Origin of the sequence: Marinobacterium sp. xm-d-530, assembly GCF_013283365.1 — a bacterium.
In the GTDB taxonomy this organism is placed as follows: Bacteria; Pseudomonadota; Gammaproteobacteria; order Pseudomonadales; family Balneatricaceae; genus Marinobacterium_E.
The window spans coordinates 1-23425 of sequence record NZ_WBYM01000004.1; the positions used below are offsets into that span (position 1 = coordinate 1).

The following is a 23425-nucleotide window of genomic DNA, read 5'->3' on the forward strand; positions in this document are numbered from 1 at the left end:
TTTTGCCTGGTGACAATAGAGACGTGGAACCACCTGATCCCTTACCGAACTCAGTCGTGAAACGCGTCATCGCCGATGGTAGTGTGGGGTTTCCCCATGTGAGAGTAGGTCATTGCCAGGCACCTAATAAACAAAGAACCCCAGTACCGAAAGGTCCTGGGGTTTTTTGTTTTTTGGTCGCAAGGAGACTTCTGAGCGAATGCCCATGTGACCACAGATGCACCGAAGGTGCGCAGGGGAGGCGCCAACGGCGTCGCGAAGCGATGACGAGCAACGCTCGGCACCTATTGTAGGTCATTCACTCGAACACCGTTCGTAACCTATTGTAGGTCATTGCGAACTTCGTACAGGATCTCTGCCAAACCCATCGCGGCCTTTGCAAGACCGCTCCAACGTTTTAACAGAATCTCTGCCGATGTCTATAGCGGATGACAGGATAAATCCAGTCACCGGCACTCCGTTAGATAAATCCGGCACCAGTCCATAATCACTGATACACCGCTTCGCGGTGATCGCGGTTTGCCGCTTTGCGGCAGTTCGCTCCTACAGTCGGACTTCGTAAAAGATCTCTGCCAACGTCAACAGCGGATGACAGACTGAAGGCCAGTCACCGGCACTCCGTCAGATAAACCCGGCACCAGTCCATAATCACTGATACACCGCTTCGCGGTGATCGCGGTTTGCCGCTTTGCGGCAGTTCGCTCCTACAGTCGGACTTCGTAATACATCTCTGCTAAATTCATCGCGGCCTTCGCAAGACCGCTCCAACGGCTCCTAACTCTCCAACCAAAACGTAACCGGCCCATCATTGGTTAGTGATACTTTCATATCGGCACCAAACTTCCCGGTCGCAACTTTAAGCCCCGTTTTGTTAGCCGCTTCTACAAAGTAGTTGTAGAGCTCTTCACCCAGTGCTGGAGATGCCCCTTTTGAAAAACCCGGTCGTTTGCCCTTGGAGGTTTCGGCTACCAGCGTAAATTGAGAGACCACCAGTAACTCGCCTTCAATATTTTTAAGGCTAAGGTTCATCTTGTCCGATTCATCGCTAAAGATGCGGTAGTTGATCACCTTGTCGAGTAGTTTATCGGCTTTTGATCGGTCATCCTCTTTCTCTACACCGAGTAAAAGAAGTATCCCATGATCTATTTCACCGACGCAGTTGCCGTCTACTACAACGCTAGCACTGCTGACTCGTTGAATAAGTCCTTTCATTAGCTGGTTAACTCCAGATAATGATCGGTGGCATGGATTAAACGGTCTGTAATGCCCGGCTCAAAGGCTGAGTGTCCGGCATCACGAACGATATCAAAGTTTGCTTGAGGCAGTTCTTTAGCCAATAGGTGTGCCTGCTCAATAGGGCAAACCATGTCATATCGGCCATGAACAATCCAGGTCGGTATCTTTTTGATGCGATCACAGTGATTGAGCAGTTGGTTTTCAGACATAAAAGAGTTGTTGGCAAAATAGTGTGCTTCGATACGCGCCATGGCTAATGCGACATGAGGATCACCAAAGTGGTCAACCAAACTCGGATTAGGGTCGAGTGTAGAGCACCGTCCCTCCCAAATAGACCAGGCTTTTGCTGCTGCCATACGCTCTAGTTCATTATCACTGGTCAGAACTTTATAGTAGCTGCTGACCATGTCGTTTCTCTGATCGGCCTGTATCGGTGCTATAAATGATTCCCAATGGTCAGGGAATACATAGCTTGCTCCCTCTTGGTAAAACCACTGAATATCTCTAGGTCGACAGAGGAATATACCTCTTAGAAACATTGCATTGACTCGCTCTGGGTGAGATTGTGCGTAGGCAAGGCTTAACGTAGAACCCCAACTACCGCCAAATAGTGCCCACTTATCTAGGCCGAGATGGGTACGAATCTTTTCAATATCAGCGATTAAGTGTTCCGTTGTGTTGTTTTCTAAACTGCCATGCGGCGTCGAGCGCCCACAGCCGCGTTGATCAAATAGAATGATTTTGTAATGTTCTGGGTTAAAAAAGCGTCGATGCTCGGGCGAACAACCACCGCCTGGCCCGCCGTGGACGAACAGAATAGGCTCGCCATTGGGGTTGCCTGAAAGCTCTAAAAAGAGGCTGTGCCCTTTGCCTACATCCAGTTGCTCGCTGTGGTAGGCACTTATTTCTGGGTAGAGTGTTCTCATTCTACTGGTAACCCCGCATCTTCTAGGCGTTTCTTACGCAGCTCAATTAATCGATCGATCTCAAATATCTCCTGTGGGCTCGCATCCGTTTTAAGCCCTCCCACAATGGCGTAATTGATACGGGTTTTATGCAGATCAAAGAAGTCGGTCAATGACTTAGCTACCTTTAGTCGATTCTCTGGATAGATTGTGACTAAGTGTTCGGTTAACTCACCCGCTCGTTTGGGCAACTTTAATACCATCTGTAATGCTACCTCTTCTGCTTTTAGGTGAGCAGATTCCAGTGCAGTTTTTATTAGGTGCTGAGGATCTTTCGGGTTCTGTTTGAGTGCCTCAATCAACAGTTTAAGCGCCGGCTCTGCAATCTCTGCAGCCACGTACTCCTCAAGAGGAGGCACGGATGCAGGGTTGGTTGTGAACTGGTAGGGCTGAGCGGGTTCTAGACGTTCGGTTCGCAAGAAGAGCTTACGCACTAATAAGAAGAGCATCAGCAGTAGATGCAGTGAAATGACGTAGAAGTAGAGCCAAACAGAGCTAAACCACTCCATCATAGCGCCCGCCACGATAGGGCCGACGACACCACCGACGCCTAATAGAATTTGCATCATACTGGTTGCAGGCATCGCCTCTTTACTGTCGATGTGGTCGAACACCTGTGTCACAGCTAGCGGGAAAATAGCGGCCCCAGCGCCCCCTGACAGTAGGAAGAAGAAGGTGACGAACCAGGTGGGTAGAGCGCTGTAAAAATCGATAATGATGACGGCATTTGCACCGACACCAATCATCATTAATACAGCGCCCACCGTACGTTTATCGAAACGATCCGCAAACCAGCCAGTTGGGTATTGTGTCATGAGGCCCCCAAGCAAATAGGAGCCTAAAATGATTGATAGTAGTGTGCCGCTAAAGCCTCGATCGTAAGCGTATAGAGCGATCAGTGATACGCTTGCGGAGCCAATAGAACCCGCCACCAGGCAAGATAGAGTACCTGATGGAGAGACCTTCCATAGTTGCCCAAATGACATTGGGCGGCTTCGGCCAGGTAGCTCGGGTGCTGGCATGCGTGACATCGACATAATAATCAGAGCGATCGCTAATACGGCGCTGATAATACCGAACAGTCTAAAATCACTCTCTTCGAAAATGTTCATCACAAAAGGTGCTGAACCGAATCCGACAGCAAAGAATATCTGGTAGACACTGAACAGTTTACCGCGGTTGCTGCTATCACTGGTGACATTAAGCCAGCTCTCCAGAGTAATAAAACTGGTGATGAAGCAGAAGCCTGCAACGACCCTTAACAGGGAAGTGATGATGAACGATTCAAGAAGTGTGTGCAGTATTGAGACGATCGACAGTGTTGCAGCCATTGTTGCAAAGGCGCGGATATGACCGACGCGGTTGACGACTTTGGCGCCAAACATCCCTGCCAGGATAGAGCCGGCGGCAAACATACCCATAGCAATACCGACTTGTGAAGACTCAATGCCCGCCGACTGCATTCTTAAAGGGAGGATGATAAAGAATAGGTTGTGGCTAAGCGCCATACCAATAATTGAAAAAAGAATAGGGCTGACCCGGTAAAAAATGCTGTTGGTCATTAGGTGGTTCCTAGTTTGTCACTTCAAGATTTCTTGGACTTTAGTTTACTCCGTTTATTTCGTTTGAATATAAAAAAACGGTGCTCAATTTGCATTGGCACCGTTTTATGTTTTGCATTTATTGCAAATTAATTAACGCTTAGCGCGTTTACGCTCATGCTCTTTCAAGAACTTCTTACGAATACGGATGTTCTCAGGTGTTACTTCAACCAACTCATCATCTTCAATGAAGTCTAGAGCCTGCTCTAGAGTAAAGCGGATAGGTGGCGTTAGCACGATGTTCTCATCAGTACCTGAGGCTCGGACGTTGGTTAGCTGCTTACCTTTGGTTGGGTTAACCGTTAGGTCATTCGAGCGGCTATGGATACCAATGACCATGCCTTCGTACACTTCAATGTTTGGACCGATCATGAGGCGACCGCGCTCCTGAAGAGAGAAGAGTGCGTAGCCCAGTACTTTACCGTTAACCATCGAAACCAGTACGCCGTTGTTACGAGTCACCGTCTCACCCTCTTTCACCACACCGTAGTGGTCAAAGATTGAGTTCATGATACCAGTACCAGACGTCATGGTTAGGAATTGGCTACGGAAGCCGATCAAACCGCGAGAAGGGATCATAAAGGTCAGGCGACAGCGGCCTTTGCCGTCAACTTCCATATTCGTCATGTCACCGCGACGCATGCCTAGCTCTTCGATGATCGAGCCCTGGTGCTGCTCTTCAACGTCGATCATAACGATCTCGTAAGGTTCGTGGATTTCGCCATCTACCTCTTTCTGAATTACTTCAGGACGGCTGATGCCAAGTTCGAAGCCTTCACGGCGCATGGTCTCAATCAGTACCGATAGGTGAAGTTCACCACGACCTGATACACGGAATTTCTCAGGGCTATCACCCGGCTCTACACGCAGTGCTACGTTGTGAATCAATTCGCGCTCTAGACGCTCTTTGATGTTACGGCTGGTAACGAATTTGCCCTCTTTACCGGCAAACGGAGAGTCGTTGACCTGGAATGTCATAGAGACGGTTGGCTCATCGACAGAGAGTGCTGGTAGTGCTTCAACAACATCTGGGTGACACAGCGTATCTGAGATGTTGAGTTCGTCTAGACCGGTAATACAGACAATGTCACCTGCTTGTGCACTGTCGACATCGACACGATCAAGACCGTGGTAGCCCATGATCTTAAGGATACGACCTGAACGCATTTTTGCGTGTGAATCGATGACTTTAACAGGCGTGTTGGTAGAGATCTTACCGCGTGAGATACGACCCACACCGATAACACCGACAAAGCTGTTGTAGTCCAACGCAGAGACCTGCATCTGGAATGGACCTTCTGTATCGACGTGAGGCGCATCAACGTGCTTGATGATCGCTTCAAATAGAGGCGTCATATCGTCAGCCATAGCTTCGTGATCATCACCCGCAATACCGTTGATCGCTGAGGCGTAGACAATCGGGAAGTCCAACTGCTCATCGGTAGCGCCTAGGTTGTCGAACAGTTCGAAAACCTGATCCATAACCCAATCTGGACGTGCACCAGGACGGTCGATTTTGTTGATAACAACGATTGGCTTAAGGCCGCGTGCAAAGGCTTTCTGAGTAACGAAGCGTGTTTGTGGCATTGGACCATCAACTGCATCAACAAGCAGAAGGACCGAGTCAACCATCGACATAACACGCTCTACCTCACCACCGAAATCGGCGTGCCCAGGAGTATCGACGATGTTGATGCGGTAGTCGTTCCAAGTGATGGCGGTGTTTTTGGCAAGGATGGTAATGCCACGCTCTTTCTCTTGGTCGTTTGAGTCCATGACGCGCTCAGCGCCTTCATCACGACGGCCAAGGGTACCTGACTGCTCTAGAAGTTTATCAACTAGGGTGGTTTTGCCATGGTCGACGTGTGCGATGATGGCGATATTGCGAAGATTTTCGATCACGAGGTGAGTCTCATTAATTAAAGATGCGCGGATTATACGCGTCGAGCGTGATCAAGGCGAATTAATAGCCAATAAATTTGGACCATATGAACAATTGTTAGAAGCGAATCTAGTGCAAAATTTTTTGGCTGGAGTATCATATTGGCACACATCGACAGACTAGTAATAGTTTAAAGCACCATTGTGGTGCGTATGTTTTAGGTGTGCATCAAATTGGTGCGTTTATTGTCATTGGTGATTCGTTGCTGATGCGGTAAATCACCGTAAATAAAGACTTTTTTCGAGTTGGCATACTGTTTGCTAGCTCGTTAGGAAGACTGAGCTTGCATGGTGCAGGCTTAAACCCAAGGCTACTAGTCTGGCAATATCTGATAATGGAGAGAGCCATAATGTCTGAACAGACACTAAATCTGATCAAAGAAACTGACGCGAAGTGGATCGACCTTCGCTTTACAGACTCTAAAGGTAAAGAGCAGCACGTAACTATCCCAGTTCACGAAATGGGTGACGACTTCTTCGAAGACGGCAAAATGTTTGATGGCTCATCTATCCAAGGTTGGAAGGGTATTAACGACTCTGACATGATCCTTCGTCCAGATGACTCTTCATCTATCGTTGATCCATTCTCTGAAGATGCAACAGTCATCATCCGTTGTGACATCGTTGAGCCTGCTACAGGTCTTGGTTACGAGCGTGATCCACGTTCTGTTGCTAAGCGTGCAGAAGAGTACCTGAAATCAACAGGTATCGCTGACAGCGCTATGTTCGGTCCAGAGCCAGAGTTCTTCGTATTTGACGAAGTTCACTTCCACTCTGACATGTCTGGTTGTGGCTACACTGTATCTTCTGAAGAAGCTGCATGGTCTTCTAACAGCAAATTCGAAGGCGGTAACACAGGTCACCGTCCACGCGTTAAAGGCGGTTACTTCCCAGTACCACCAGTAGACTCTCTACACGATCTTCGTGCTGCAATGTGTGACGCGATGACAGCGATGGGTCTGCACGTAGAAGTACACCACCACGAAGTAGCAACTGCTGGTCAGTGTGAAATCGGTGTGGCAGGTAACACCCTTGTTAAGAAAGCTGACGAAGTTCAGATTCTTAAGTACGCAGTTCACAACGTTGCTCACGCTTACGGTAAAACAGCTACGTTCATGCCTAAGCCAATCGTTGGTGACAACGGCTCTGGTATGCACGTTCACCAGTCTCTATCTAAAGGCGGTGTTAACATCTTCGCTGGCGACGCATACGCGGGCCTATCTGAAGAAGCTCTTTACTACATCGGCGGTATCATCAAGCACGCTAAAGCGCTTAACGCTCTATGTAACCCAGGTACTAACTCGTACAAGCGTCTTGTTCCAGGCTTCGAAGCACCAGTTATGCTAGCTTACTCAGCTCGTAACCGTTCAGCTTCTATCCGTATCCCATACGTAACTAGCCCTAAAGGCCGTCGTATCGAGACACGCTTCCCTGATCCAATCGCTAACCCATACCTAGCGTTCTCTGCGCTAATGATGGCGGGTCTTGACGGTATCCAGAACAAGATCCACCCTGGCGATGCAGCAGACAAAGACCTTTACGATCTACCAGCTGAAGAAGCTGCTCAGATCCCACAGGTTTGTTCTTCACTAGAAGAAGCTCTGGACGCTCTAGAAGCTGATCACGAGTTCCTAACTCGCGGCGGCGTATTCACTGAAGACATGCTAAACGCTTACATCGAACTTAAGCGTGAAGAGTGTGCTCAAGTGAGCCAGACAACTCACCCAATCGAATACGATCTTTACTACTCAGTTTAAGATCTTATCGATTCAAAAAACCCGGCACCTGCCGGGTTTTTTTGTTCAGGACGAACGGTATCCTGCAGGCGCATGGATGCGCACAAAACACCTCGCACCAAAATGGTGCATAATATCTTCATATATGCCATTCTATTGTGCATGCTAAAACTCAAAAGCCCGTGGTTACTGGGTTTCGCTGAGTTGGCAACCTTTTTGCTTATTAAGTAGAGCTATTAAGGCTTAACGCTAGAGTAGAGCTGTTAAGTCATCAAAACCCTTGGGAATACCTAATGTTCGGATCGCAACAGTACAAATTGATTCTTGAAAACCTCAATACGGCTGTATTGGTACTGGGGCAGAAGTTCGAGTTGAAGTATATGAATCCGGCCGCTGAGGTTCTGTTAGAGGGTAGCTTTAAACGCTTAAAAAATTCACACATCGAGTATCTCTTTATTGGTTCCGAAGAGGAGCTCAAGCTATTAGAGAGTGTCTCTGCGACGGGACAGCATGTCAGTAAACGCGAAGCCGCTCTGATTACCTTTGGTGGTAACGAGTTGATGACGGATTACACCATCTCAAGGTTACCGAATGGGTTTCTACTGATGGAGTTGCACCCACGTGATCGCCTCGTTCGAATTGAGCGTGAAGAGGAGATGTTGAATCGACATGCCACCGCCAAAGTGCTTGTGCGTGGCTTGGCACATGAGATCAAGAACCCGTTGGGCGGGATTCGCGGCTCTGCACAGTTGCTAGAGCGCGAGCTGGATGATGAGGGGCTTAAAGAGTTCACCGGAATTATCATCGATGAAGCGGATCGGTTAAGAAATCTGGTGGATCGTCTGATGGGGCCTTACAAGAAGCCCAACATACACCCGGTGAACATTCACGAGGTGCTCGAGCGTGTGCGTGCTCTGATTGAAGTTGAAAGCGAGCAAGAGATTCAGTTGGTTCGTGACTACGACCCAAGTCTGCCGGAGTTTAACGGCGACAGTGAACAGTTGATCCAAGCGGTTTTAAACATCTGCAGAAATGCGATGCAGGCCCTGAAAGAGTCTGAAACAGCCGCTCCGCAAATCCGTATGAAAACACGAGCGCTCAGACGAATTACGCTGGGCGCAGAGCAGCATCGACTGGTCTGCTGCGTAGAGATTATCGATAACGGTCCGGGCATACCAAAGGATCTTTTAGATTCCGTGTTCTATCCGATGGTGACCGGTCGTGCGGAAGGGTCTGGGTTGGGACTATCGATTGCCCAATCTGTTATTGGTCAGCACCAGGGTTTAATCGAGGTCGCCTCGAAACCCAGTACAACAAATTTTAAAATTTTAATTCCTTTGGAGAGTTGAGATGGCTAAGCCAGCAACCGTTTGGATAGTAGATGATGATCGCTCAATACGTTGGGTTTTAGAGAAAGCGATCTCTGGCAGTGGCTTGGCGACAGAAGTGTTTGAGTCGGGCGATGCGTTGCTGCGTAAAATTAAGCGTGAACAGCCTGATGTGATTATCAGCGATATTCGTATGCCGGGCATTGATGGTCTTGAGATGCTAGAGCAGCTTCAAGCTGATTATGCAGACATTCCGACTATCATCATGACCGCTCACTCAGATTTAGATTCCGCGGTTGCCTCTTATCAAGGTGGTGCCTTTGAGTACTTGCCTAAGCCATTTGATATTGATGAGGCGGTAGCGCTGGTTCAGCGAGCGGTGCAGCACGTTGAAGAGCAGCGTCAACAAACCGAAGTGATTGTTGAAGATGATACACCTGAGATCATTGGTGAGGCGCCGGCTATGCAGGAGGTGTTCCGTGCCATTGGTCGTCTGTCTCATTCCCCGATTACTGTATTGATCAATGGTGAGTCTGGTACAGGTAAAGAGCTGGTGGCCCATGCTCTGCATCGCCACAGTCCGCGTGCGGGTAATGAGTTTATTCCATTGAACATGGCGGCTATTCCACATGACTTGATTGAGTCTGAACTGTTCGGGCATGAAAAGGGTGCCTTTACCGGAGCTCAAGCTTCGCGCCGTGGCCGTTTTGAACAGGCCGATGGTGGCACACTGTTCCTTGATGAGATCGGCGATATGCCTGCGGATACTCAAACTCGACTCTTGCGTGTTCTTGCTGACGGTGAGTTCTACCGTGTCGGTGGTCATACACCGGTTAAAGTTGATGTTCGAATCATTGCAGCTACCCACCAAAATCTCGAAAACCTCGTTAAAGAGGGCAAGTTTCGTGAGGATCTGTTCCACCGTCTAAACGTGATTCGAGTTCACATCCCCTCGTTAAATGAGCGTCGTGAAGATATTCCTCGTCTCGCTCGCCACTTTTTGTCACGTTCGGCGAAAGAGCTGGGCGTTGAGACTAAGATTCTTAAGCCGGAAACAGAGCGTTTTCTGCGCGATCTGACTTGGCCAGGTAATGTGCGACAGCTGGAAAACACCTGTCGCTGGATTACCGTGATGGCGTCTGGTCGAGAGGTTCTTGTCTCTGATTTACCACCAGAGCTTCTAGAGTCCTCAAATGAACGCCCTGTTGTTCATGGTAATTGGGAACAAGCACTGCGTGGCTGGGCTGATCAGCGTCTCTTTGAAGGGGAGAGGGGCATCCTCAAAGAGGCTGAACGTCAGTTTGAGCAGGTGTTGATAGAGACTGCGCTTAAACATACGGGTGGCCGTAAACGTGATGCGTCTGAACTTTTAGGCTGGGGGCGAAATACCCTAACCCGCAAGCTAAAAGAGCTGGGTATTGAGGCGGATTAGAGTCGCTTAATGCTACAATCGGCATCTAACAGTTTAGGTGCCGATATGCTTCACGTTGCTCTTTACGAACCCGAGATACCACCCAATACCGGAAATATTATTCGCCTGTGTGCTAACACGGGTTTCTCCCTTCATTTGATTAAACCCCTCGGCTTTGAGCTGGATGATAAGCGCCTGCGCAGAGCGGGATTGGATTATGCCGAGTTTGCCTCTATGAAAGTTCATGAGTCATTAGAAGCCTGTATTCAATCAGTCTCCCCAAGAAAAGTATGGTCGATGACGACCAAAACGGATCGCGCCTATACCGATGCTGATTTTGCATCGGGTGATATGATTCTATTGGGCCCGGAGACACGGGGTCTGCCTCAGAGTGTCATCGATTCGACCGATGCAATTACCTTGCCGATGTGTCCTGATTCACGCAGTTTGAATCTGTCTAATGCCTGTGCCATTGTTGTTTATGAGGCGTGGCGGCAGCTCTCTTTTGCGGGAGCCAAGTAGCTAAGGTCTGAGGTGGTTAGGCTCGCTTAAGGGGCTGAGTGTTGGGTATGGAGTGAAGCCATCTCGACACCCGCTAGGCGTAAGCAGATCTGTCCAATTATTAACCAGGGGTCGGTCGGTAGTTGTCCTTTAACGGCCTGATCAGCTTGTCCACAAAGTCGCAGTAACTGCTCAATCTCCGAGACTTTAATCTGACGACTGGCATTGCGAATAGCGGTTTTACGTTTGCTAAACAGTCTCAGTCTGTTCGCAATCGTATCGTAATTCTTCCCTTCTGATATCTCTGTAATCACGCTGCTTAGCGTGCGCAACTCACGTGAAATGGCCCAGAGTATGAAGGTCGGTTCGACACCCTCTTGTCTTAGCGCCTGCAGAATGTGTTGTACTCTTGCAGGTTGTCTTTGTATCGCCGCATCTGCAAGTGCAAAGGCATCAAATCGTGACATGTCGCCAACCGCCTCGGCAACCTGGTTGGCATCAAGGGTTTGGTTGGGGTAGAGCAGAGAGAGCTTCTCTAACTCTTGTTGTGCCGCGAGTAGGTTGCCCTCTACACGATCGGCTAAGACGCCGATCGCCTCTTGATCCATAGAGATTGGAAAAGATTGAAGGCGTGTCGCTAGCCAGCGCGGGAGTTGGTCAACTTCAATGGGCCAGATTTCAACCACTAGCCCGAGCTTTTCGACCAGCTTGAACCAGGCGCTCTTTTTCGCACCGGCATCGAGTCGATCAGCCAAAATGAATATCACCGTATCGGGCGCAGGGTTCTCTAGATAGCGTTGTAGCAGATCTGATTCGGCTTTTTTGATCTTTTGTGAACCGAGTCGTAACTCAATAATTTTGCGCTCTGCAAATAGAGAGAGGCTATTGGCGGCCTCCATCAGGCTGTCCCAGTTAAAGCTGGAATCGATGTGATAGAGCTCTCGTTCAGTGAATTCTAGACCGCGAAGATGGGCTCGAATGGCGTCACAGCTTTCGTCGTGTTGAAGTGTTTCGTCCCCGGTTACAAGGTAGACCGGTAGCGAGGTATTTAGCTTGTTGAGCTGCTGAGGTAGCTGATCAACTCTAACTTTCATAGGTTAGCGCGGAACGAAACTTAGGTATTGGCGAATAATCTGTTCAGCCAGTGCACGATTGATCTCTGTGCGGTAGCGCTCTTCCAGAGTCTCTTGTGCCAAGGTGTCTGAAGTTTCGGTAACACTGCGTTGAACATTGACTCGGCGCTCAATGGCGGGCGCTGTGCTATCACCTTGATAGATGGCAAATTGAGCTTCACCGCTTAATTCGTACTCTTGTGCATCGGCATTGGCATCAAGAATCACCGCGCGGCGATTGTAGCGTGCCGATTCAACGATCAGTTTAAGCTTAGCTCGGGATGTTAGGGTCACGCCGTTGCGTTGCAGTTGAGTTGTCAGCTCTCTGCCTAACGAAGTGGGCTGTGTGGTGTTTTCGACCAGAGTTAATTGCTGTAACGCTGGTGGTACCTCATAAAGCCCTTTTAGGTGGAAGCCACAAGCTGTTAGAAACAGCATGGCGAAACCTGCAACGAACGTACGTGACAACTTCATCTTTTACTCCTAGCTGACGACGATGTTGACCAGTTTGCCTGGTACAACAATCTCTTTGCGCAGCGTTAGGCCTTCCATGTATTTCTGAACATTAGCTTCAGCCAGGGCCAGTTGCAAAATTGTGTCCTTATCGGCATCGGCGGCAACATTGATACGAGCACGAAGTTTGCCATTAACCTGCACAATCATCTCGATGTTATCACGTACCAAAGCGGATTCATCAACACTTGGCCAGCTATCATTTTGGCTTGCGCCCGTCAGTTCAGTCAGCAGCTGATCGGCTGCGTGTGGAATGATCGGGGACAACAGCTGGACAGCAGCGCTAAGCGCTTCTTGTTTACAAGCACGTCCTTGCTCGGAGTCATCGTTGAATCGACCGATACTGTTTGAAAGCTCCATGACAGCGGCAATGGCTGTATTGAATGTCTGGCGGCGCTCAATATCATCCGTCACTTTTTGGATGGTTTCATGAGTCTTACGGCGCAGCTCTTTCTGCCCATCATTCAGCTTGGACGTGTCTAAAGTTGATGCTGGGCCGGCTGCGATATGGTCGTGTGCCTGTTTCCAGAGACGTTTGATGAAACGGTGTGCACCTTCCACACCTGAGTCAGACCACTCTAGTGACTGTTCTGGTGGTGCCGCAAACATCATGAATAGACGAACCGTATCGGCGCCGTATCGATCGATCATAACCTGAGGGTCGATGCCGTTGTTTTTCGACTTAGACATCTTGGACATGCCGTCGTGAATCAGCGTTTTACCCGTCTCTTTATGAGTGGCTTTGGTCACACGACCTTTCTCGTCTGTCTCAGTCTCTACATCAACCGGTGAGATCCAAACCTTACCGCCCTGTTCATCTTCGTAGTAGTAGCCATCGGCTAGAACCATGCCCTGACAGAGTAGGCGAGTGAAAGGTTCATCAGAGTTTACTAGACCCTCGTCACGCAGTAGTTTGTGATAGAAGCGTGAGTAGAGTAGGTGCAAAATAGCGTGCTCGATACCACCGATGTACTGATCAACAGGGAGCCAGTAGTTGGCTGCTTGAGGATCCAGCATCGCACTGTCTGAGTAACGGCTTGCATAGCGAGCAAAGTACCAACTTGACTCCATGAAGGTGTCGAAGGTATCCGTTTCGCGTTCTGCATCTGCGCCACACTTTGGACAGCTTGTTTTGATGAAGCTCTCCATCTTTTTAATCGGTGAACCGACGCCGTCGAAGGTTACCTCTTCTGGCAGAAGCACAGGCAGCTGATCTTCAGGTACGGGTACTGATCCACAGCTATTACAGTTAACAACCGGGATCGGTGCGCCCCAGTAGCGTTGGCGTGAAACACCCCAATCGCGAAGGCGGAAGTTGATGGTTGTATGACCGCGACCTTTGTTGTTCAGTTCAGTTGCAATGGCTTTAAACGCCATTTCGAACTCTAGATCGTCAAAGTCACCCGAGTTGCACAGAACGCCTTTCTCTGTGAACGCTTCTTTCGTCAAGTCGACAGTCTGATCGTCAGACAGAGGCTTGATGACCTGTTTGATGTTCAGTCCGTATTTGGTTGCAAACTCCCAGTCACGTTGGTCGTGACCCGGAACCGCCATGACAGCGCCTGAACCGTAATCCATCAGAACAAAGTTTGCTGTCCAAACCGGCACCATTTCACCAGTGAGAGGGTGAGTGGCTTCGATGCCTAATGGCATGCCGCGTTTTTCCATCATCGCCATGTCAGCTTCGGCGACTTTTTGGTGACGACACTCATCAATAAAGCTAGCAAGTTCTGGGTTATTTTCGGCTGCTTCAAGTGCTAGAGGGTGTTGTGGTGCAACGGCTACATAGGTAACACCCATCAGCGTATCAGGGCGGGTTGTGAAGACCTCTAGATCACCTTTGTTAGGCACCGCAAATTTCAGCTCAACCCCTTTAGAGCGGCCGATCCAGTTGCGCTGCATAGTGCGGACCTGTTCTGGCCAGTGATCCAGCTTCTCTAGATCTTCCAGTAGTTGGTCTGCGTAGTCAGTAATTTTCAGAAACCATTGAGGGATTTTCTTACGCTCAACAATCGCGCCAGAGCGCCAACCGCGACCATCGATCACTTGCTCGTTAGCCAGAACGGTTTGGTCAACTGGGTCCCAGTTCACCTCGGCCTCTTTCTTGTAGACCAGACCTTTCTCAAGAAGACGAGTAAAGAACCACTGCTCCCAACGGTAGTACTCCGGGTGACAGGTCGCTAGCTCGCGATCCCAGTCGTAACCAAAGCCCATCTGTTTAAGCTGATTACGCATGTAATCGATATTGCTGTAGGTCCAGTTAGCAGGCGGCACATTGTTTTTAAGTGCAGCGTTTTCAGCTGGTAGACCAAAGGCGTCCCAACCCATAGGCTGAAGAACGTTTTTGCCCTGCATGCGCTGGTATCGAGAGACGACATCACCGATGGTGTAGTTACGTACGTGGCCCATGTGCAGACGACCACTTGGGTAAGGGAACATCGAGAGGCAGTAAAACTTCTCTTTGCTGGAATCCTCTTCAACGTTGAATGCGCCGGATTCTTCCCACTGCTGCTGGACTTTCGGCTCAATATCCTGGGGTTGGTACTGTTCGTTCATCGGTCTCTATATTCTGCAAACATAAAAACGGCATCATTGTTCTTGGAGCAAATTACTTTGCTAAGAAATGACACCGCTCAATGGTTATTTCATTAATACTGTTCAATACTGCATAGGATACATCAGATGCGGTCGCGCCGACAGGTTTGGCTGCTGAATAATCCGCTCTTAAAAGGAGTTTACTTATGAGTGATACAAACCAAGATAAGCTCGATTCTGGCCGTTATGATCAATTGGTCGATCAAGTGATGGATTCTCTCGATGGTGCCAGTGAAGTGACGCTTGAGAAGCTTACTTCAGCGGTCAATGAAACGGTTGAGTTGGAGCAGACAGCGCTTGATATGTCTGCAGATGAAGCGGCCCTGCTAAAAGCCTACCTAATGCGTGATCTGAAGCAGTTCTCAATCGGTGTTCAAAAGGTCGGCGGAGCGCTGGCTGATTGGTTAGAGCTGGATCTTGCCGTATTGGAGAAGGGGATTGTTGATCGCTTGATGAGAGTGGCCGATAAAACTCGTATTGAGCAGGAGTTGCTCCGTGAACAGTTGAGTCACGGTGAAGCGCACTACGCCGCCGGTGAAATCGCGCTACCTGGTCAGTTTGTCTGTACTCAGTGCGGAGCTAAGCAGACGCTGAGCGAGAGTCAAAAGTTACAGCCTTGTCGTGACTGTTCAGCGGTTCTGTTTGAACGAGCGATGTCTAAATAGCGCGGCTAATAACAGTGCTGCAGCAAGGATAAGCGCTGGCCACAACCCCAACTGTTGATAGGGGGTTTGGCCCATGCTTGGGGCGATCTCATGGGTTAGGATCGCCGTCTCGAATCTGGGTGCGGTCGCTAAGACTTGACCCTTGGCATCAATGAAGCCTGAAATACCGTTGTTGGTGGCTCTTATCACGGGCCTACCATTTTCGATAGCACGCATTCTGGCGATCTCAAAGTGCTGATCTGGGCCATGAGATCCGCCGAACCAGGTGTCATTAGAGAGCGTCAGAATCATGTCACTCTGATTGGCATTCTCTCTGACCAACTCTGGGTAGGCGATCTCATAACAGATTGCGCCCGCCAGCGACCCCTGAGGTGTCTCTACCTGAAAAGTTGGTTGTTCTGGCAAGCTAAAGCTAGACATGGGGAGATCAAAAAAGGCGATCAGCCCTCGCAACTGATTTTCAAAGGGAATGTACTCCCCAAAAGGGACCAGTCTCTGTTTGTCGTACAGGCTGATTTTACCCGTCAACGTGCCCACCGAGTTGTGGTACAGGTTTCGCTGTTGGCTCTCACTCCACTCTTTTCTTGGGAAACCTGAAATTAACGTGGTGCCTTGTTGGTTGAGGATCTCCACTAGCGGACTGATCTGGTTGATGGCGCGGCCTATTAATTTGGGTACGGCGGTCTCAGGCCAAATGATTAGATCGGTAGCGGGCGCTTGGACGCTTAAATTAATAATGTTCTGTATGTGTCGATCAACTTGCTCAATTTGCCACTTAGACTCTTGGGCTAAATTGGGCTGTATTAATGTGATCGAGACGGTCTTTTCTGAACTCTCTGTCCAGTGTGACGGAATAAGGTAAGAGGCACCTAATATCGCAAGGATCAGTAGGAGAGGGGTCGGTTTTTTACGGTGGATGACATGGGAAGCCGAGACAGCAATGATCAGAACCATCGCCGACACTAGCCACACGCCGCCGATCGGGGCTAATGAGATAAGTGGTGTATCGATGAACGCATAGCCGATGAGCAGCCAAGGGAAGCCGGTAAATAGCCAGCTTCTCACCCATTCAAACAAGATCCAAAGAGCGACAAATCCTGGTGCTGAGCCGTCAGTAAACAGGCGTTTGTAGAGCCAAATTTGTGCGGCAAAGAGTATCGCTAACGCGCCAGTGAACATGAGAGTCATCAGTGCGGCGGCTAAAACACCCATGCCACCGTGTAAGTGAATACTCACATAGACCCAAGAGACACCGGCGGTGAAGTATCCCAAACCATAGAGCCAACCCATCAGGAACGCTGAATCGGATTTAAGGGTCAGCAAGTAGAGGGTGGCAATAGAGACAATCGCTAATAGCGGGTAACTAAAAGGGGCAAAAGCGAGTGTCGCTATTGCCCCTGCAGCAACCGCCAAAGTCCTATTCACAAGAGGCTGGAGCAGCATCACTACTCCTTGTGGTGCTTAACCTGTAGCAGTCTAATTCTGCGGTTTTCAGACGCTAGCACGGTGAAGGTGAAGTCATCGAGTCGAATCGTCTCCCCTTTATCGGGTAGGTGACCAAATTGACGTGTCACCAGTCCACCCACGGTATCGAACTCATCATCAGGTAGGCCGACGTCAAAGTACTCGTTAAAGTCTTCGATAGGGGTTAACGCTTTGACAATGAAGCCATCATCTTCAAAGGCTTTGATGTTGCCCTCGTCTTCATCTTCGTCGTGCTCATCTTCGATATCACCGACGATCTGTTCGAGCACGTCTTCGATGGTAATAAGACCGGCAATTCCGCCGTACTCATCAACGACGATGGCCATGTGATTGCGTGTGACACGGAATTCACGTAGCAAGACGTTCAGTCGCTTACTTTCAGGAATGAAGGTTGCTTTGCGAAGGTGCTCAGCGAGACTGAACTGTTCTAAGCGGCCGTCCAGTGCATAGGGAAGAAGATCCTTGGCAAGAAGAATGCCGACGATCTCATCTGGGTTTTCACCTGCAATGGGAAAGCGAGAGTGCGCACTGTCGATGACCAGTGGCATAAATTCGTGGGCAGATTGATCGATCTGTACCGAGACCATTTGTGATCTTGGGATCATGACGTCACGCACTTGCATATCGGTCACTTGTATAGCGCCTTCTACAATCGTTAGCGCATCTTGATCTAGTAGGCCAGTGTCGTTGGCCTCATAAAGAACTTCAAAAAGGTCTTCGCGGGTTTTGGGCTCATCCGAAAAAGCTGAAGCAAGTTTGCTAAAAAAGCTTTTGGATGAGCCGCTCGATCGGTCTTCACTCATAGTGTGTGGTTGCCTCAAATATAGGGGTCTGGGATTTGGAGTTGAGCGAGCAGTTCTCGTTCAAGTGACTCCATCTCCTCGGCTTCTTCATCCTTTATATGATCGAATCCAAGTAGATGCAATACCCCATGGATCACCATGTGAGCCCAATGGTGATGAATCTGTTTGTTTTGTTCGGTTGCTTCGCGCTCTACAACCGCGGCACAAATCGCTAGATCACCTAATATATTGCCAGGGAAGCCCGGAGGTGCTTCAAACGGAAAAGAGAGTACGTTGGTCGACTTGTCTTTACCGCGATATTCACGATTCAGTGTCTGGCTCTCGGTTTCATCAACGATACGAATGCATAGTTCAGCTTCGCCCGATAGCTGTGATGCCGCTAATTCGGCCCAGGATTGAAACTGCTCATCACTCGGGAGTGAGTTGCTATCAACAGCGCGAATAACCTCTAAATGAATCACTATTTACGCTCGTCTGTATGTTTGGCTTCGTACGCTTCATAAGCACGTACAATGTGCTGCACGATAGGGTGACGAACCACATCTTTCGCTTCGAAGTGAGTAAATCCAATCCCTTTCACCCCATCCAGTACCTGCATCGCATGAATTAGGCCAGAGCTGGCGCCGCGTGGTAGGTCGACCTGGGTTTTATCCCCTGTAATAACGGCGGTTGAACCAAACCCTATGCGGGTAAGAAACATCTTCATCTGCTCGCGTGTCGTATTTTGTGACTCATCAAGAATGACAAACGAGCCGTTCAACGTTCTGCCGCGCATGTAAGCTAAGGGTGCGATCTCTATGATATTCTTTTCGATCAGGCGTGCTACCTTCTCAAAGCCCATCATCTCATAGAGTGCGTCGTAGAGAGGGCGTAAGTAGGGATCGACTTTCTGAGTCAGATCGCCGGGTAGAAAACCGAGTTTTTCACCCGCTTCGACGGCAGGGCGAACCAGTAGTATTCGACTGACCTCTTCGCGCTCAAGGGCCTCAACCGCACAAGCAACCGCAAGGTAGGTTTTACCGGTGCCGGCAGGTCCGATACCAAAGTTAATGTCATGGTAACGAATCGACTGAACGTACTTTTGCTGATTCTCCCCGCGAGGTCGAATCGTCATTTTTCGAGTACGAATAGTGACATCATCCGTCGCAGTCGATTTCACATCAGTTTGTGAAATGCCTGAGTGTTGTAGCGATAGATGAATGTCTGATGGGGCAAGTGGTTTGCCGTTTAGAGACTCTTTGTACAGTGCTTCAATCAGTGTGCAGACCGGGCGAACGGCCTGAATTGCACCTTCAACTTTGAACTGGAATCCACGGTTACCGATTTGGACTCCGGTGCGCTCTTCAATCAGACGTAAGTGCTCATCAAACTGGCCGACTAGATTAGCCAAGGCTGCGCCATCTTCAGGCTGTAGGTTGATGTGGAAAGATTGTGTTTCGCTCATTATTGATCCAGCTCGGAGCTAACTAACTCACCGATCAACGAGTTCGGAAGCGCTTCAGCAATGCGGACATCGGCGAAGTGACCAATCAGGTCTGGATTATCGCAACGGAAGTTCACAACACGATTGTTCTCCGTGCGACCCGATAGTTGGCCAGGGTCTTTACGCGAGTAACCGTTGACCAGAATGCGTTGAGTGGTTCCGACCATGCGGCGGCTGATCTGCAAAGCGTTCTGAGTGATACGGCTTTGCAAAATGTGTAGGCGTTGTTTCTTCGTCTCTTCCGATACGTCGTCAGGCAGGTCTGCCGCAGGGGTGCCTGGGCGACGGCTGTAGATGAAGCTGAACGACGTATCAAAACCTATATCCTCGATTAGCTTCATGGTCGCCTCAAAGTCGGCATCCGTTTCACCTGGGAAGCCGATGATAAAGTCCGACGAGAAGCTGATATCTGGACGCTTCGCCTTGATTCGACGTAATTTCGACTTGTACTCAATCGCCGTGTGGCCGCGCTTCATCGCCATCAGTATGCGGTCAGAGCCACTCTGAACCGGTAGGTGAAGATGACTCACCAATTCCGGCACTTCGTCATAAACCTCGATCAGGCTGTCGGTAAACTCTACAGGGTGTGAAGTAGTGAAACGAATACGATCGATACCCTCAATCGCGGCAATGGTGCGAATCAGCTCAGCCAGATCAGCCGTATCACCGTCATGAGTCGCACCGAGGTAAGCGTTGACGTTTTGGCCCAGTAGATTGACTTCACGCACGCCCTGTTCAGCCAGCTCAACACACTCGGCTATCACATCATCCAGCGGGCGGCTGACCTCTTCGCCACGGGTGTAGGGCACGACACAGAAAGTACAGTACTTACTACAACCTTCCATGACTGAAACAAATGCCTCTGCCCCCTCAACTTTAGGAGCGGGGAGGTGGTCGAACTTTTCGATCTCTGGGAAGCTGACATCAACGATACCGACCTTGCCCCCCTTGGTATCTTCAATCATCTCGGGAAGACGGTGTAGGGTCTGTGGGCCAAAAATCATATCGACGAACGGCGCGCGATCACGAATCGCTTCGCCCTCTTGGCTTGCAACACAGCCGCCTACCCCGATCATTAATCCGGGTTTTTGCTCTTTCAAAAGACGCCAACGGCCTAACTGGTGGAACACCTTCTCTTGCGCCTTTTCACGAATTGAACAGGTGTTTAGAAGCAGGACGTCAGCCTCTTCTGGATTATCGGTTAGCTCCAGCTTGTGGCTATCGCCCAGAAGGTCAGCCATTCGTGCGGAGTCGTACTCATTCATCTGACATCCGTGTGTCTTGATAAAGAGCTTTTTAGTCATGTTTCACCTGTCGTTACGTTGAATCTATGCCCCATCATTTGGGGCGATGAAGTATACCTCAGCGCACTCTTTGGCGCTAACGAACTTGCAATTGTTTAGAGCGCCCCCACTAACCTGATTAGGCAACTCAAGTTTAGATTGATTGGAGATTCTCAATGGCCGATGCCAAACGCCTCTATCGCGTCACTTACATCAACAAAGATAAAGTCTACGAGCTTTACGTTGAACAGGTTTACAGTGCTGATATGTGGGGGTTTGTTGCGCTAGAGGGTTTCGTGTTTGGTAGTCACACTGAGATGCTGATTGATCCTGCCGAAGATCGTCTACAGCAGGAGTTCGCAGGTGTAAAACGCTCTTTCGTTCCGATGCAGGCCATTATTCAGATTGATGAGGTTGAGAAGCGAGGAAAAGCTCGTATTACGGATGCCGAGGGCACCGTCACCGCTTTTCCAGTCATGCCCTCACGGAGTAAATAACCTCGCGAAACTGATAATCAGTTACTTGCCAGCGACCCTTGGTCGTGCTGACAGATGGCAGGCTGCAAGGTGGGTAGTTGGAGCTCTATCTGATCCGTAGAGTAGTCCTCTACGCTTGAGTCTGAAAAGATCAGTTCGGCACTTTCAATTCTAAAACAGCTAACCGAGCTGTCAGCCCACACCTTATCCCACTGTTGATCGCCGGTTCTATGCTCGGGCGACAAAGGCCCTGCAATTCTCAAGTAGGCATGATCATCGCCGCTCTTCATCGCAGGAATAACCTTACCCTCTGCGTCGAAAGCGATCGTCTTAAACATCACGTAGTCTAGGTCGCGATCCGTCTGATTGCTAAAGTCGATGACTGCAGCAACATTTTTTTGGGTGATGACTTCCGTCTGAAGTTGGTGAATAACCAGGGTTTTTTGTGGTGGAGCGGGTGTGATGGGCGGTTGAGTTGTCAGCTTAGCTGTTGTGTCTGGCAAGCTGATACAGCCTGACAATACCAGTGCTGGCAGGGACAGTTTTAAAGCGTTTTGCATTGTTATTCTTTTTGCAATCACGTTGTTTTCTCCAAAAACCTTAACTGGATATTAACAAGGTTTTTGATGTTTTGCCTGAAATTTCTTTCGCGAGTCTAGGAACAAGATACCCTGGTAGCTCTCTCTGCATTTGCGTAAAGATCTCTTTACCCCGTTCAATCGGGATATCAAAGTGACTGGCCCCTGCGACAGGATCAAAAAGAAAGAGGTAGTAGGGGAGGATGCCTGCGCTAAACAGAGCACGTGAGAGTCTGACCTGCTCATCAGCGCTGTCATTAACCCCTTTTAACAACACCGCTTGATTGAGAATGGTTGCACCACTCTGTTTTAGCTTGGTGACGGCGTTGTTCAGACTCTGATCAATTTCATTGGCGTGGTTGATGTGAAGGACCACGACACAATCGAACCTTGATTTATGCAAGGTGTCATTGAGTTGATCAGTTACTCTGGATGGAATCACTACGGGTAGGCGAGTGTGGACTCTGAGTCGTTCGAGATGAGGTATGGCTTCAAGATCCGCTACCATCTTTGAAAAACGGTGATCAGAGGTGACCAGCGGATCACCGCCTGAGAAGATCACCTCTCTTAACTCTGTATGCTCTTTTAGATAGGCGAGAGCCCTTTGCCAATGCTCCCCACTAAGCTGGTTATCAGAGTAAGGGAAGTGTCTGCGAAAACAGTAACGACAGTTAATGGCGCAAGCTCCGCTTAAGATCAACAGTGCTCGATCTTTATATTTGTGCACAACGCCTGGAGTCGGGCGTGCATCACTCTCGTTTAACGGATCTTCTGTGAAACCTGGAGTTTGAATGAACTCGTCTCTGATCGGAAGGACCTGTTTTAGCAAAGGATCGTCTGGATTGCCTAGCTCCATGCGGCTTAGGAACTCAAGAGGGACTCGCAATGGGAAGAGCTGGCTAGCCGCTTGAGCCTGTTCGAGTAGCTCGTTGGGTAGGGACAGTCTCTCCAGTAAGGCTTTAGGATCGGTGATGGCACTTTTCAGTGAGTCTTGCCAAGAGTTTGGCGTAATGTCCAACAGCTGCATCATTGAAGTGACCAAAATTTCCAAGAATGTAAACGATCTGTTGGAGCCGATTCTCCTTTGAAGTAGAATGCTCGTCAAACATTCAATCAATGATTTGGAAAAAGAGATGGGAAACGTTTCAAGTGGTCAGTTTAAGACTGGCATGAAAGTGATGATCGACGGCGATCCATGTAACATGGTTGAAGTTGAATTTGTTAAACCGGGAAAAGGTCAGGCGTTCACTCGAGTTCGTCTTCGTAACCTTATGACGGGTCGTATTTGGGAGCGTACTTTCAAATCGAACGAATCAGCTGAAACAGCCGATGTGATGGATCGTGACATGGAGTACCTCTACAGTGATGGTGAGATGTGGCACTTCATGGAGCCAAGCACATTTGAACAGTACGCTGCGGATGAGAAAGCCGTTGCCGACTGTTCGCAGTGGTTGAAAGAGGGTGACAAAGTGATGATCACTCTATTTAACGACAACCCTATTGCTGTGACACCTCCTAACTTTGTTGAGCTTGAAGTGACTGAAACTGATCCAGGCCTTAAAGGCGATACGGCTCAGGGCGGTTCTAAGCCTGCGACTCTCAGCACGGGTGCAGTGGTTCGTGTGCCACTATTTATCAACCAGGGTGAAGTTCTTAAGATCGACACTCGTACCGGTGAATACGTAAGCCGTGCCTAACACGGGTTCGTAATAG

At 49.2% G+C, this 23425-nt stretch carries 21 protein-coding genes and 1 rRNA gene; 8 read left to right on the top strand and 14 right to left on the bottom strand.

Going from position 1 to position 23425, the window contains the following annotated elements:
- Positions 1-5 precede the first annotated feature (5 nt).
- A 5S ribosomal RNA gene (gene rrf, locus XMD530_RS07220) occupies positions 6-121 on the top strand.
- Between the two features lie 653 nt (positions 122-774).
- Here rrf and dtd read toward each other — a convergent pair.
- The 4 genes from dtd to typA form a co-directional block, all read right to left on the bottom strand.
- Positions 775-1212 carry a D-aminoacyl-tRNA deacylase gene (gene dtd / locus XMD530_RS07225; RefSeq protein WP_173483774.1) on the bottom strand — a complete coding sequence of 146 codons (438 nt, stop codon included), beginning with the start codon at positions 1210-1212 and terminating at the stop codon, positions 775-777.
- Positions 1212-2162 (bottom strand): prolyl aminopeptidase, encoded by a 951-nt coding sequence (gene pip / locus XMD530_RS07230; RefSeq protein WP_173506970.1) that lies wholly within the window; start codon positions 2160-2162, stop codon positions 1212-1214. The genes dtd and pip overlap by 1 nt, the downstream gene beginning before the upstream one ends.
- On the bottom strand, positions 2159-3763 hold the full coding sequence (locus XMD530_RS07235; protein ID WP_173482208.1) for an MFS transporter: 1605 nt from the start codon (positions 3761-3763) through the stop codon (positions 2159-2161). The genes pip and XMD530_RS07235 overlap by 4 nt, the downstream gene beginning before the upstream one ends.
- Before the next feature lie 132 nt (positions 3764-3895).
- Positions 3896-5704, bottom strand: a complete 1809-nt coding sequence (typA, locus tag XMD530_RS07240; RefSeq protein WP_173482209.1) for a translational GTPase TypA — start codon at positions 5702-5704, stop codon at positions 3896-3898.
- A gap of 389 nt (positions 5705-6093) precedes the next feature.
- Here typA and glnA point away from each other — a divergent pair, with 389 nt between their 5' ends.
- The 4 genes from glnA (at position 6094) to trmL (ending at position 10740) form a co-directional block, all read left to right on the top strand.
- On the top strand, positions 6094-7500 hold the full coding sequence (gene glnA, locus XMD530_RS07245) for a glutamate--ammonia ligase (protein ID WP_173482210.1): 1407 nt from the start codon (positions 6094-6096) through the stop codon (positions 7498-7500).
- A gap of 272 nt (positions 7501-7772) precedes the next feature.
- Entirely contained in the window at positions 7773-8828 is a 1056-nt protein-coding gene (glnL, locus tag XMD530_RS07250; RefSeq protein ID WP_173482211.1) for a nitrogen regulation protein NR(II), read from the top strand.
- 1 nt (position 8829) lies between these two features.
- The gene (gene glnG / locus XMD530_RS07255; protein WP_173482212.1) at positions 8830-10239 is read left to right on the top strand and encodes a nitrogen regulation protein NR(I); all 1410 of its coding nucleotides are present in this window, start codon (positions 8830-8832) and stop codon (positions 10237-10239) included.
- A gap of 45 nt (positions 10240-10284) precedes the next feature.
- On the top strand, positions 10285-10740 hold the full coding sequence (gene trmL, locus XMD530_RS07260) for a tRNA (uridine(34)/cytosine(34)/5-carboxymethylaminomethyluridine(34)-2'-O)-methyltransferase TrmL (RefSeq protein ID WP_173482245.1): 456 nt from the start codon (positions 10285-10287) through the stop codon (positions 10738-10740).
- A 26-nt stretch (positions 10741-10766) separates the two neighbouring features.
- Here trmL and holA read toward each other — a convergent pair whose 3' ends face one another.
- Genes holA through leuS form a run of 3 tightly spaced genes read right to left on the bottom strand, consistent with a single transcriptional unit; the run spans position 10767 to position 14900 of the window.
- Entirely contained in the window at positions 10767-11813 is a 1047-nt protein-coding gene (gene holA / locus XMD530_RS07265; protein WP_173484512.1) for a DNA polymerase III subunit delta, read from the bottom strand.
- Positions 11814-11816: 3 nt separating this feature from the next.
- The gene (lptE, locus tag XMD530_RS07270; protein WP_173489275.1) at positions 11817-12305 is read right to left on the bottom strand and encodes an LPS assembly lipoprotein LptE; all 489 of its coding nucleotides are present in this window, start codon (positions 12303-12305) and stop codon (positions 11817-11819) included.
- A 9-nt stretch (positions 12306-12314) separates the two neighbouring features.
- Positions 12315-14900, bottom strand: coding sequence for a leucine--tRNA ligase (leuS, locus tag XMD530_RS07275; RefSeq protein ID WP_173483439.1), 2586 nt, complete (start codon positions 14898-14900; stop codon positions 12315-12317).
- A gap of 185 nt (positions 14901-15085) precedes the next feature.
- Between leuS and XMD530_RS07280 the strand changes: the two genes are divergently transcribed.
- The gene (locus tag XMD530_RS07280) at positions 15086-15604 is read left to right on the top strand and encodes a metalloendopeptidase (RefSeq protein ID WP_173483438.1); all 519 of its coding nucleotides are present in this window, start codon (positions 15086-15088) and stop codon (positions 15602-15604) included.
- Here the strand turns inward: XMD530_RS07280 and lnt are convergent.
- Genes lnt through miaB form a run of 5 tightly spaced genes read right to left on the bottom strand, consistent with a single transcriptional unit; the run spans position 15569 to position 20679 of the window.
- Positions 15569-17047 (bottom strand): apolipoprotein N-acyltransferase, encoded by a 1479-nt coding sequence (gene lnt / locus XMD530_RS07285; protein ID WP_173506971.1) that lies wholly within the window; start codon positions 17045-17047, stop codon positions 15569-15571. The genes XMD530_RS07280 and lnt overlap by 36 nt on opposite strands.
- 2 nt (positions 17048-17049) lie before the next feature.
- Positions 17050-17892 (bottom strand): HlyC/CorC family transporter, encoded by an 843-nt coding sequence (locus XMD530_RS07290; RefSeq protein WP_173482218.1) that lies wholly within the window; start codon positions 17890-17892, stop codon positions 17050-17052.
- A 14-nt stretch (positions 17893-17906) separates the two neighbouring features.
- The gene (ybeY, locus tag XMD530_RS07295) at positions 17907-18353 is read right to left on the bottom strand and encodes an rRNA maturation RNase YbeY (RefSeq protein WP_371731481.1); all 447 of its coding nucleotides are present in this window, start codon (positions 18351-18353) and stop codon (positions 17907-17909) included.
- Positions 18353-19336, bottom strand: a complete 984-nt coding sequence (locus XMD530_RS07300) for a PhoH family protein (protein WP_173506972.1) — start codon at positions 19334-19336, stop codon at positions 18353-18355. Before XMD530_RS07300 ends, ybeY begins: the two co-directional genes overlap by 1 nt.
- Positions 19336-20679: a tRNA (N6-isopentenyl adenosine(37)-C2)-methylthiotransferase MiaB gene (miaB, locus tag XMD530_RS07305; RefSeq protein WP_173482220.1), complete on the bottom strand. Its 1344-nt coding sequence runs from the start codon at positions 20677-20679 to the stop codon at positions 19336-19338. The genes XMD530_RS07300 and miaB overlap by 1 nt, the downstream gene beginning before the upstream one ends.
- A gap of 155 nt (positions 20680-20834) precedes the next feature.
- Here miaB and XMD530_RS07310 point away from each other — a divergent pair, with 155 nt between their 5' ends.
- Positions 20835-21155, top strand: a complete 321-nt coding sequence (locus XMD530_RS07310; protein ID WP_173482221.1) for a DUF1820 family protein — start codon at positions 20835-20837, stop codon at positions 21153-21155.
- Between the two features lie 17 nt (positions 21156-21172).
- On the opposite strand, the gene XMD530_RS07315 is transcribed toward XMD530_RS07310, so the two are convergent.
- Both XMD530_RS07315 and epmB read right to left on the bottom strand, forming a co-directional pair.
- On the bottom strand, positions 21173-21694 hold the full coding sequence (locus XMD530_RS07315; RefSeq protein WP_173506973.1) for a hypothetical protein: 522 nt from the start codon (positions 21692-21694) through the stop codon (positions 21173-21175).
- Positions 21695-21734: 40 nt separating this feature from the next.
- Positions 21735-22742, bottom strand: a complete 1008-nt coding sequence (epmB, locus tag XMD530_RS07320; RefSeq protein ID WP_254442939.1) for an EF-P beta-lysylation protein EpmB — start codon at positions 22740-22742, stop codon at positions 21735-21737.
- A 103-nt stretch (positions 22743-22845) separates the two neighbouring features.
- Here epmB and efp point away from each other — a divergent pair, with 103 nt between their 5' ends.
- The gene (gene efp, locus XMD530_RS07325; RefSeq protein ID WP_173482223.1) at positions 22846-23409 is read left to right on the top strand and encodes an elongation factor P; all 564 of its coding nucleotides are present in this window, start codon (positions 22846-22848) and stop codon (positions 23407-23409) included.
- The last annotated feature ends 16 nt before the right edge of the window (positions 23410-23425 follow it).